The sequence below is a fragment of the Sanyastnella coralliicola genome, from assembly GCF_030845195.1.
In the GTDB taxonomy this organism is placed as follows: domain Bacteria; phylum Bacteroidota; class Bacteroidia; order Flavobacteriales_D; family Sanyastnellaceae; genus Sanyastnella; species Sanyastnella coralliicola.
In genome coordinates this window covers 3,220,453-3,231,404 of sequence record NZ_CP132543.1, presented here as the reverse complement: position 1 = coordinate 3,231,404, position 10,952 = coordinate 3,220,453, and the positions used below count along the sequence as shown (strand labels likewise).

9 protein-coding genes are annotated in these 10,952 nt (G+C 46.6%); 5 read left to right on the top strand and 4 right to left on the bottom strand.

The window, feature by feature from the left end:
• Positions 1-17: 17 nt before the first annotated feature.
• The 3 genes from RA156_RS13490 to RA156_RS13480 form a co-directional block, all read right to left on the bottom strand.
• Entirely contained in the window at positions 18-761 is a 744-nt protein-coding gene (locus tag RA156_RS13490) for a hypothetical protein (RefSeq protein WP_306640798.1), read from the bottom strand.
• A gap of 80 nt (positions 762-841) precedes the next feature.
• Entirely contained in the window at positions 842-3,220 is a 2,379-nt protein-coding gene (locus RA156_RS13485) for a PAS domain-containing hybrid sensor histidine kinase/response regulator (protein ID WP_306640797.1), read from the bottom strand.
• Positions 3,221-3,249: 29 nt separating this feature from the next.
• The gene (locus RA156_RS13480) at positions 3,250-3,603 is read right to left on the bottom strand and encodes a hypothetical protein (protein WP_306640795.1); all 354 of its coding nucleotides are present in this window, start codon (positions 3,601-3,603) and stop codon (positions 3,250-3,252) included.
• A 287-nt stretch (positions 3,604-3,890) separates the two neighbouring features.
• Here RA156_RS13480 and rfbD point away from each other — a divergent pair, with 287 nt between their 5' ends.
• From rfbD to RA156_RS13465, 3 genes are read left to right on the top strand one after another with little or no spacing between them, the layout of a single operon-like run.
• Entirely contained in the window at positions 3,891-4,742 is an 852-nt protein-coding gene (gene rfbD, locus RA156_RS13475; RefSeq protein WP_306640793.1) for a dTDP-4-dehydrorhamnose reductase, read from the top strand.
• Positions 4,735-6,477, top strand: a complete 1,743-nt coding sequence (locus tag RA156_RS13470; protein WP_306640791.1) for a phospho-sugar mutase — start codon at positions 4,735-4,737, stop codon at positions 6,475-6,477. The genes rfbD and RA156_RS13470 overlap by 8 nt, the downstream gene beginning before the upstream one ends.
• A gap of 1 nt (position 6,478) precedes the next feature.
• Positions 6,479-8,353, top strand: coding sequence for a PAS domain-containing hybrid sensor histidine kinase/response regulator (locus RA156_RS13465; RefSeq protein ID WP_306640790.1), 1,875 nt, complete (start codon positions 6,479-6,481; stop codon positions 8,351-8,353).
• A gap of 59 nt (positions 8,354-8,412) precedes the next feature.
• On the opposite strand, the gene RA156_RS13460 is transcribed toward RA156_RS13465, so the two are convergent.
• Positions 8,413-8,979, bottom strand: a complete 567-nt coding sequence (locus tag RA156_RS13460) for a CvpA family protein (protein ID WP_306640788.1) — start codon at positions 8,977-8,979, stop codon at positions 8,413-8,415.
• A 60-nt stretch (positions 8,980-9,039) separates the two neighbouring features.
• Between RA156_RS13460 and RA156_RS13455 the strand changes: the two genes are divergently transcribed.
• On the top strand, positions 9,040-9,525 hold the full coding sequence (locus RA156_RS13455) for a GNAT family N-acetyltransferase (protein ID WP_306640787.1): 486 nt from the start codon (positions 9,040-9,042) through the stop codon (positions 9,523-9,525).
• Positions 9,509-10,792 carry an aspartate kinase gene (locus RA156_RS13450; protein ID WP_306640785.1) on the top strand — a complete coding sequence of 428 codons (1,284 nt, stop codon included), beginning with the start codon at positions 9,509-9,511 and terminating at the stop codon, positions 10,790-10,792. Before RA156_RS13455 ends, RA156_RS13450 begins: the two co-directional genes overlap by 17 nt.
• The last annotated feature ends 160 nt before the right edge of the window (positions 10,793-10,952 follow it).

The following is a 10,952-nucleotide window of genomic DNA, read 5'->3' as shown; positions in this document are numbered from 1 at the left end:
GAAGGAGGGCTCCGAGTTTAGAACTCGAAGCTCACTCCTAGCTGGAAATTCATCATATCCGTACGACTTGAAATACGGTCGAAACTAATGTCGCCGTCGTCGTTGACTTCAATGGTTTCGCGGTCTACGAATTCAACACTTCCTCCTTGGAGTTTGCTGAAACGTCCTTCCACGAGCATATTTTGTGTGAGACGGATTTTCAATCCGGCAGCCCATCCGTAAACCACAGTGATGTCATTGTGGTAGCGATCGCGAATTTCTTCGCTTTGCTCATCATCAGGTTGGATTACAGTAACTGTAGAGAAATTGCGGAGTCCGCCAATCACATCACCATAAGGCTGGATTCGTCCTGCGAAAGGCTTGAAACGTCCAATACCATAGTAGGTATACATGTTGCTATTGATCTCCATTTCGGCTTCTTGGAAGATCATGTCCCCTTCGACATCTTCGCCTACTTCGATCCATACATCTTCGTTTGAAGATCCACGGCTCATCCAGTTGAATCCTGCTCCAACCTCAAAAGGGGAGCGACCCATGTTAGCGAGGAATTGTCCGCCGATACCGGCTGGAGTACCATCAAAATTTGCTGCGAATTGGCCTTCTGGTTGACCTACAATAACCCCAAAGCTGAGAGATGGCGTGCGCAGACGTACGTTATTACGCTGGTTACGCTGGTTATTGCGTTGGTTACCATTGTTGAACTGACCAAATGAAGTGCTGGCGAGTAACAGAAAGGCTATGAAATAAGAGAGTCGTATCATGGCGCTAGTGTTTCCTTCTCTAAAAGCAACAAGTGTGCCAAAGGTAGGAGTTTACTAACACTCAATGAAGCGATTAGGTTCTACTCAATCGACTCTTTCATCATGGCTACTTTACGAATCACAAGTTCGAGTTGACCGCTTTTGAACGGCTTAAGAATGAACTCAGACATTCCTGCTTCGAAACACTCGTTCTTGCTTTCACTCGCAATGTTTGCGGTAAGTGCGGCAATGTATGGAGTGTCGATGCTCTCGTCGGTTGTGATAATTCCTGAGGCCTCAATTCCGTCCATTTCAGGCATGTGAATGTCCATGAAAATGATGTCGTAGGCATTGATGCGAGCCATTTCCACGGCTTCCCTACCGTTGCAAGCAAGATCCACACTATACCCCATCTTTTCTAAGACAAACATGGCTAGTCGTTGATTAATCAGGTTGTCTTCAGCTACCAATATGGAGAGAGGGTAGTCTTTCGCAAGGGTTCCGTCCAATGTTGGTTCCATCACCTCTTTCTGGGTGTCTGGATTGGCACCTTTTTTAGCTGTTGTGATGAATCGGAAAGTAAAGGTAGATCCTTCACCAAGGGTGCTTTCTACTTTAATATCTCCATCCATCAACTCAGCGAGCTTTTTACAAATGGCGAGTCCTAAACCAGTCCCTTCGAATTTCCGCGCTAGCGAAGAATCAACCTGCGTGAATGAATCGAAAAGGGTGGCTAATTTGTCTTCAGGAATTCCGATTCCAGTATCCTTCACATCGATACTTACCTCGAACTGATCGTGTTCAAGTTCCTTCGCGTCTACATTGAGCTCGATCTTTCCTCCCTCCGTGAACTTGATGGCGTTCGAAACGAGGTTGTTCAGAATCTGCGACAGTCGACCTGCATCACTAATGATGACTTCAGGAACTCGGTGTGAAATGTGCGAAACAATGGTGTTATTTCGAGTGGAAGCTCGGTGTGAGCTCAAGGTCATGGCGTTTTTAATCAGCTTGTTAACCGGTACAGGCTCGGCGCTGATGACCATCTTTCCTGCTTCAATCTTCGAGAAATCAAGAATCTCATTAATGATCGATAGTAGGTTCTCTCCACTGACTTGAAGGGTCTCTACGAATTCTCGCTGATCTGCATTCAACTCAGTAGCAGAAAGAAGTGAAGCCATACCCAATACACCATTCATAGGTGTTCGGATCTCGTGACTCATTGTTGCCAAGAAAGCACTCTTCGCCTTCGTAGCCGCTTCTGCTGCATCTTTCGCGTCAATCAAATCACGCTCAAATGCTTTCACTGCGGTGTTGTCACGCATATAACAGATCATAGAACCCCCAGGGATTCGAGTGATTGTTAATAGAACTTCAACCGTTCTTCCATCGATACGCTGGCAAATACTTTCACCACGCCATACATACGAACGGAGAATTTCTGGGAATACTTCTTCCTTGAATGCTTTAGACTGATCTTCATCCCACAAGTCAAACCAACTTTGGCTATCAAGGGATGGTTTCTCAACATGCCCTAGTAAAGAAGCAAAGGAGTTGTTGAGGTAGGTAAACTCACCACTTTTGTTAATGATGGCCACACCATCTGCAGCGAATTCAATCGCGTTGTTCAGCTCGTCAACACGGTCGCGTGTTTTTTGAATTTCTGTTATGTCTTCACCGTAAACACTGATGTAGTCGGCTTCTTGATTTGGCTCAAACTTGAATTGGTAGTGCTTACCATTTTGATACGTTGTTAGCTCTTGAGGAATACCGAGGCGGAATGCCTGCATGATCGTTTCTGAACATCCAGGAGGCCAGCTGATATTGTCGTTGTCTTCGTTTCCAAGCGCAGCGCGGGCCACATTATTCATTAGCAAAATTTCACCCGATGAATTCACTCGAAGGAGCAAGAGTGAAGACTCTTTTACGAATTCTACGAAGGTGTTAAGTTGATCGTAATTGTGTTTGTGGTGTTTACTCTCTTTTTGAAGCTGAGTCATGCGTAACGCAATCATCGTGATCAAACCTCCGAGGGCTACGAACCCAGCAAGGAAGGTGACAATTTTTCCAGGATAAGTCGTGGCTAAACTCGCTGGTGAAATGAAGAGATAGGCGACCATGGAGATGTATCCAGCACCCATACAAACCACTACATTAAGTGTGTTTCGCGCTACCAATAGCACGTGCACCGCCGCGAGTGGATAGAGGTATATCAGACCCGATTCCTTGTAAAAGAAGATGCCAAAGACATTGATCATCACAATCGAAACCAGATAGACTGGCAACGGGAGCTCTTCGTCGTACTGCCATTTGAAGTACCAAAGAGCGGTACCTACGAGGCCGACTCCAACAGGAATTAGCGACATAAGTGGATTACGGAAGGCAATGACTGACGCCATGACTACCACAAATCCAATTAGGAATGTGAAGTTGATCCAGTTCTCTGAACTGTCCGACTGCTGTTTCTTCAATTGATGTGCCATAACTTATCGTATGGTCACCACTTGAACGTTTACAGTATGCTACCCTCGATGCTGGTTTTCACGCGGTCGAGGATTTCTTGTAGTTGTATGATCTCGTTTGTTGCTCTTGCTTTGCCATCAGGGTACTGGCAGGCTCCTTCGATCGTTCTGATCCTTTCGCCACCTTCGGTGATGGAAAACAAGTCAATGCTTGCTTTCATTCGGTGAGCAATTTCGCCAGCTTCTTTCATTTCATTGCCTTCAACGGCTGCCACCAGTTTAGGTAAATCTTTACCGATGGTGTGTGAAATAAATAGCTCACTAAAATGCTTCACGGCCTGCGGGTCATTGCCCGTCAGTTCCTCTATTTTTTCAAAACTGAATTCCGTGAATTCGTTCTGCATATTCGTCCTACTTAAATGATAGAGAGAGCTCTAGCAAGGTAATACTTAATCTTAGAATAAAGGGACAGGCGAACCCGCCCCTTTTCCTAACTTAAATTATTCAACCTCACGAATAATCAACCTCTCATGAATGAATGCTGCCAATGCAACATTCTACTCATACAAAACTACGTGGGTAGGATGCCTAGACACGTGAGCAATTGGGCGAGTATTTTGTAAGAATTCTCCGCACATCTCTGTCAGTTGATCATCCCCATGGTATTTCCTTTATGTACCTTTCGAAACGGATGGAAAGCAAGAGAATCCTAGTCACCGGTAGTAATGGCCAATTAGCTCAGAGCCTTGCTGTGGTCAATAAGTCGTTGTCACACGAACTTTTTCTCCTTGATCGTCAGTCGCTTGATATTTCGAATGCTGATGAATGGCGAGAGAAGCTAGATGATATTGACCCTGATGTGGTCATCAATTGCGCCGCCTATACCGATGTTGAGGGCGCTGAAGACCATCGCGAAGCGGCTTTTTCCATTAATGATTCTGCAGCTGTTTTAGCTTCTCGCCTAACGGCGGAACGCGACAAGCGCTTCATACACATCAGCACTGATTATGTGTTCGATGGAAAAGCAAGCAGACCGTACACTGAGCAGGACGGAACCGCACCCTTAAATGTCTACGGCGCTTCAAAATTGGCTGGGGAACAGGGGATTCTTGATTTAAAAAGTGATGCGCTGATCTTCAGGGTTTCTTGGCTTTACAGTCCGTTCGGGAAGAATTTTGTAAAAACCATGAATCACCTTTTCGGAACCCGCGATGAGGTGAATGTGGTGAATGATCAAATCGCATCACCTTCTTCGGCCTTGACCTTTGGTCGCTTCTTATTGGAGTGCGCCCTTGAGGGAGGTGAGCCTGGACTTTATCACTACAGCGAGCATGGGGAAGCTAGCTGGTTTGACCTGGCTACAGCGGTGAATGAGCTCACTGGAAAAAGAGCGCAGGTACACCCCGTTGATTCTGAATACTTTCCGACCAAGGCAGAGCGTCCGGCCTACTCCAAACTGGACAACAGAAAAATCGAAACTATCTTCGCTCCTCAGATTCCGCATTGGCGCGAGTCTTTAGAAAGCTGTCTTAACTATGAATGAAGATCTGACCTCTCTCGATCAGGCCCTCGTTGAAAAGGCCGAGTCATGGACAAAAGCTCCTTACGATGAAACAACTCGTCAGGAAGTGCTGCATATGATGCAGAATGATCCACAAGCTCTGAAGGAGTCATTTTATAAAGACCTTGAATTTGGAACCGGAGGACTCCGTGGTATCATGGGTGCTGGTTCTAATCGAATGAATCGTTACACGGTAGGTGCAGCCACACAAGGCTTCGCCAATTACCTCCGTGAGTCATTCGGTGAAGGAGAACACGGCGTTGCCATTGCACACGATTGCCGAAACAACAGCCGTGAATTCGCTGAAGAAACGGCAGATATCTTGGCGTCAAATGGATTCCGAGTGCACTTGTTCAAGGAACTGCGACCAACACCTCAATTGAGCTACGCTGTGCGTTCGTTAGGGTGTAAGGGAGGAATTGTAATCACTGCAAGTCACAATCCACCGGCATACAATGGCTACAAGGTGTATTGGGAAGATGGCGGACAAATCGTAACACCACACGACAAGGCGATTATTGCGCGCGTTCGTGCCATTGCAGATCAATCAGAAGTGAAGCGAGGAGATGCTGGAGACCGCGTCCAAATCATCGGAGATGATATGGATGATCGTTTCCTTCAAGAAGTTGAAAATAATGCCATCGAAAAGGAAGTCATTGCCAGTCAAGCAGACCTTCCAATCGTATATACTGGACTGCACGGAACGGGAATTACCTTGATTCCTGATGCCTTGAAGCGTATTGGATTTAACAACGTTCAGCTTGTTAAAGAGCAAGCTGTTGTGAGTGGGGAATTCCCAACCGTTGAGTCTCCCAATCCAGAAGAAGCAGAGGCATTGTCAATGGGAGTGGCGCTGGCAGAAGAGATCGGAGCAGAGATTGTTCTTGGAACAGACCCTGATACAGATCGTGTAGGTATCGCCTGCCGCAACGATCAAGGAAAATATGATCTACTGAATGGTAACGATACAGGAGTGCTTCTCACCTGGTATCAATTGAGCAGATTGAAAGCCAAAGGGGAGTTGCCCTCGAATGCTTTTGTGGCGAAAACGATTGTAACCACCCCTCTTATTGAGAAGATTGCTGATTACTTCGGGATTCCTTGTTACGAGACCCTGACCGGATTCAAGTGGATCGCGGATAAGATCAGAGAGAAAGAGCCGGAAGAGAAATTCATTACTGGAGGAGAAGAGAGCTACGGATACATGATTGGTGACTTCGTCCGAGACAAAGATGGTGTCTCGGCAGCTGCGATGATTTGCGAAATGACGGCTTGGTTTAAGTCGCAGGGCATGTCTATTCCACAAGCCTTGGCTTCAGTTCATAAAGAGCTCGGTGTATATCGCGAAGCTTTGGTTTCACTGAAGAAAGAAGGTATTTCAGGGGCTGAAGAAATTCAGCAAATGATGCAGCGATTCCGCAATGAATCGCCAACCAAAATGGCAGGTATAGCGGTTTCCACCGTAATTGATTATCTTAGTTCTGAGGCTAAAGACCTCAACACCAATACAACAGATACCGTTAACCAGCCTTCATCGAATGTGGTTCAGTTTGTTCTTGAAGACGATTCAATCGTTACGGCAAGACCTTCAGGAACTGAACCAAAGATCAAGTTCTATTTCTCTGTGAACGAGGCATTCGCAGGGGACTATGACGCTCACCGTTCATCCCTTGAGCAGAAGATCAAACAGTTGAAAGAGGCTTTTTTGGCAAGCTAATATGGCTTTCGACATTGGACAGAAGCTCTCCGCTCACCTGCCTACTTGCGTAGTGCGGCCAGGGGGCAGTATTGTAGAAACCAATGATGCATTCAAGGCCTTACAATCGGTAGCCAACGCTAATGCTGATCTCAACAGTATCTGGTCTTACTCAAGCCAATCAGACAACAAACTCCAGCTCTATTTTGAAGATCGCGTGCATGCTGGTGATTCCTTTGAATTTGAAATGCGTGCAGGCTCCATCACCGAAGGGAAGTGGTACCGCGTTCAAGTATTTCCATTTCGAGAGAATCATGAGGCCTTGGCCATGGTGATATGGAGTTTGAGAAGCGAGAAGATCCGCCTTAGTGAAGAAGCCAACGACGTACTTCACTCCATTAATGAATCACTTCAAGAAGGTTTTTACCGAAGCACTGCCGACGGAAATATCCGCTATGTGAATCAGGCCTTCGCTGATATGTTTGGGTTCACCGCCCCGGAGGAGATGAAGGATATTCATGCCTCGGTGATGTACGTGGACCCAGCAGCCCGCCAAGAGCTGGTACTCGAGCTGACGGAAGCCGGACGAATCACGAACCGAGAGGTGCTTTTCAAGAAGAAGGATGGAAGCATTTTCTGGGGACTATTGAGTGTGTCGCAAAACGAAGACGAGAACGGTGAAATTCATCTCGACGGTGCCTTGCGTGACATCACCAAGATCAAGGAAATCGAACGTCAGCTGAAAATTGAAATGCAAAATGCCGAGGCTGCTACCTTGGCAAAACAGCAGTTCTTGAGTACCATCAGTCATGAACTCCGCACTCCCTTAAATGCGGTGATCGGATTGACCCACTTGTTGATTGATGAAAATCCTCGTGAAGATCAGCTGGAGAGCATGAAAGCGCTACTCTACAGCGCGAACAGCCTCTTGGGATTGATCAATGATGTACTTGACTTCTCGAAGATTGAAGCTGGACATGTGCAGTTGACCAAAGAAAAGCTTGTCCTCGCAAGCGAGGCTGAACGCATCATTGAATCTTTCCGTCCGCAAGCAGAACAGAAGGGAATCGATTTGAAAGTGGAACTCGATGAACGTATTCCGCAAAAGTTATTCTCCGATAAACTCAGGCTGCAACAGGTGTTGAACAACCTGATTAGCAACGCACTGAAATTCACATTCCATGGAGAAGTGAAGCTGAGCTTCGGACTGGTCGAGAACAATCGTGACGACGTAAGGGTTCGTATCAGTGTGGAGGATACCGGTATTGGCATCCCTCAGAATAAAATAGACTCAGTCTTTGAAGTCTTCACGCAAGCAAGTAGCAGCACAACGCGAAAGTTTGGTGGTACAGGCCTCGGCCTCGCCATTACTCGGAACCTCGTTGAGCTCTTTGGTGGAGAATTGAAAGTAGAAAGCGAGGCCGGAAAAGGCTCCAAGTTCTACTTTGATGCGAACTTCGGACGAAGCATTCAGCGTGAACCACTTGTAGATGTGAAGATGCCAGAGAAAAAGATTTCAAGTGTAAGCTTCGACGGAAAGCGAATACTTGCCGTGGAAGACAATGAGGTAAATCAGCTCCTATTGAAGCGATTTATAGGCGAGTGGGGTGCTGACGTTGAGTTGGCATCGAACGGCATTGAAGCTTTGATGATTGCTCAAGAAAACGAGTTCGACATTGTCTTGATGGATATCCAAATGCCAGGAATGGATGGCTACGTTGCCACTCGGAATATCCGACAACTAGGAGGTAGCTACTCAAATGTGCCAATCCTAGCCGTTACCGCATCTATGCGAAGTGAAGTTCAAGACCGCAGCCAACAAGCAGGAATGACCGATATTTTGTTGAAGCCATACTCTCCCGAGGAGCTGGCGGCGAAGCTTCAGGAATACCTTTAGAGGGCTTATGGCCTAGGGCCTAAGGCTTATTTGCTCCGGCGTCCGGCTTCCGGCGTCCGTTAGATCTCTATTTCTGCTTCTCCTTCTAATTCTCCCTCTCCTTCTTCTTCTAACCCTAATTCTTCCTCTAAAAATTTCCAGACCTCGCTGTCTTTGACGAAGGGGAGTACAGAGGGAGCGAGTTGGACTAGGGGTTCATACAGCATTGATTCATCCTTGATGTCTTTGGGGATGATGCTGAGTCGGTCAGTGAAGGGACGAGCGAGCATGAGGAAGACACTTAAAATGAGTGCAGCTTTAGCGAGTCCGAAAATGGCGCCGGCAATCTTGTTGAGGAAGCCGAGGGCAACCATGTCAAGTAGTTTAGAGATCGATTTGGCGACCATGTTTACCAGCACAACGATCACAATGAAAACCGCAGCTATAGCGATGATGGGGATGTATTGCTCGTTGAGTTCAGTAGTGTCTTCGAGGATAAATGCCAACTCATCAGACAAGTGCATCACGCCGTAAATCGCGAGGACTAATCCGGCGAGCGAGAGAACCTCAATGATGAATCCCTTCTTGTAGCCGGTCCATGCGGCGGAGAGAAGGATGATCCCGATGACGATATCCACATAATTCATGCGCACAAGATAGTTAAGCCCATGATTTACCAACGAGCAAAGCCTTTAGTTTAGCGCATTATGAGTGATGCCATTCAGATAAGACAAGCTAATAGTGGCGATGCAGAAGCCATGCACGCGATGATTTGTGAGTTGGCTGAGTATGAGAAAGCCTTAGATCAGGTGGAGTTGACGGCTGAACGCCTTAGAAATGACGGCTTTGGTGATACCTCTTACTTCCAAGCCCTGGTGGCGCAGGCCGGTGGTGAGGTTATCGGAATGGCTCTGTACTATCCGCGCTATTCAACTTGGAAAGGGCCTACACTTTACCTGGAAGATTTGATCGTTCGAGAGCCTTTTCGTCGACGCGGAATTGGTGCGCAGTTGTTAGAAAAACTACTGCTGATAGCAGAAGAGAAAGGGGTTCATCGTTTAGAATGGCAAGTTTTGGATTGGAATGAACCAGCCATTGAATTCTACAAAAAGTACAAAGTGGTTTTTGAAGAAGAATGGCTGAATTGCAAGATTGTAAGAGAAGAAATTCAGCGCTTTGCGCAAGAGAAGTAATATGATCGTATACAAATTTGGTGGTGCATCAGTGAAAGATGCTGATGCCGTGAAGAACGTTGCAAAAATCCTCGGAGAAGCGCAGGATGAACATGTGCTATTGGTGCAATCAGCGATGGGTAAGATGACCAATCACCTCGAGGAGATTTGGCGAGCATGGATTGTTGGTGAACCGACCGATGACTTGCTTAATGAGTTCCGTTCGTTTCATCACGCTATCGCGGAATCGCTTGGGATTCCAGCTGAACTCTTGATACCGGTTGACGAATTGATCAATGAATTAGGAGAGACACTTCAAGGTGACCCGGGTCAAAACACGGCACTTAGTTATGATCGTGTCGTTCCTTTCGGAGAGCTCGTTGGAACGCGTTTGGTAGCCGCTTACCTCGAACATCAAGAGCTTCCCATCGAATGGCTCGACGTGCGAAACGTAATCGTCACAGATTCTTCTCACCGATCAGCGAATGTAGATTGGGAACGCAGCAAGCAGAACGCTGATGTTGTTGCTGCCCACTACGAAGAAGGCGTGCGCAAATTCGTGCTCACCCAAGGCTTCATCGGCAAGAGTAACGTAGGGAATACGAGCACACTCGGGAGAGAAGGTTCAGACTACACTGGAGCTATCCTCGCGTTCTTAACGAATGCTCGATCGCTCACTATTTGGAAAGACGTTCCAGGAATGTTGAACGCTGATCCCAAGTGGTTCAATAATACCGTGGAGGTGAAGGCCCTATCATTCCGTGAGGCCATTGAATTGAGCTACTACGGCGCTTCGGTGATTCACCCAAAGACAATCAAGCCATTGCAGAACAAAGAGATTCCACTTTACGTGAAGTCTTTTGTCAATACTGATCACCCAGGAACTACCATTGCTGCTGGAACGGAGGTGAAGCACTACGTGCCAATGTACATCTTCAAGCCAGACCAAGTCTTGATCAGTATTTCGCCACGCGATTTCTCCTTCATCGTAGAAGCGAACCTCAGAGATATCTTCGAGGCACTCACATCTTCTGGAATCTCCGTGAATCTTATGCAGAACTCTGCCATCAGCTTTTCGGTCTGTGTCGATCGAGATGAGCAAAAGTTTGAGCGATTCAGAGAATTAATGCAGATGAACTACCAAATCAGATACAACGAATCGGTTGAGTTGCTCACCATCAGACATTACGACGAAAAAACCGTTGACCAACTTACCGACGGAAAAGAAGTCTTACTTCAGCAAAAGAGCCGACACACTTTACGCATGGTTTTGCGCCAAAACGGCTAAAAAAGTGTGAAAAGGACTTGCGTTTAGAAAGAAATGTGTAATTTTGAATATGATCTGCGGAACGTTCGATTCCGCAAAGAAGGCAAATTTTCATAGTTACAATGTACTTATTGTAATGGTAGTTTTAGTTTAATGTTAAGTGGAATGGGGACTGAACGCA

Coding starts and splice junctions, on each gene's coding strand:
- RA156_RS13455 (WP_306640787.1), top strand. CDS start 9,040: ATGAGTGATGCCATTCAGATAAGACAAGCTAATAGTGGCGATGCAGAA.
- RA156_RS13490 (WP_306640798.1), bottom strand. CDS start 761: ATGATACGACTCTCTTATTTCATAGCCTTTCTGTTACTCGCCAGCACT.
- RA156_RS13470 (WP_306640791.1), top strand. CDS start 4,735: ATGAATGAAGATCTGACCTCTCTCGATCAGGCCCTCGTTGAAAAGGCC.
- RA156_RS13480 (WP_306640795.1), bottom strand. CDS start 3,603: ATGCAGAACGAATTCACGGAATTCAGTTTTGAAAAAATAGAGGAACTG.
- rfbD (WP_306640793.1), top strand. CDS start 3,891: ATGGAAAGCAAGAGAATCCTAGTCACCGGTAGTAATGGCCAATTAGCT.
- RA156_RS13465 (WP_306640790.1), top strand. CDS start 6,479: ATGGCTTTCGACATTGGACAGAAGCTCTCCGCTCACCTGCCTACTTGC.
- RA156_RS13460 (WP_306640788.1), bottom strand. CDS start 8,979: ATGAATTATGTGGATATCGTCATCGGGATCATCCTTCTCTCCGCCGCA.
- RA156_RS13485 (WP_306640797.1), bottom strand. CDS start 3,220: ATGGCACATCAATTGAAGAAACAGCAGTCGGACAGTTCAGAGAACTGG.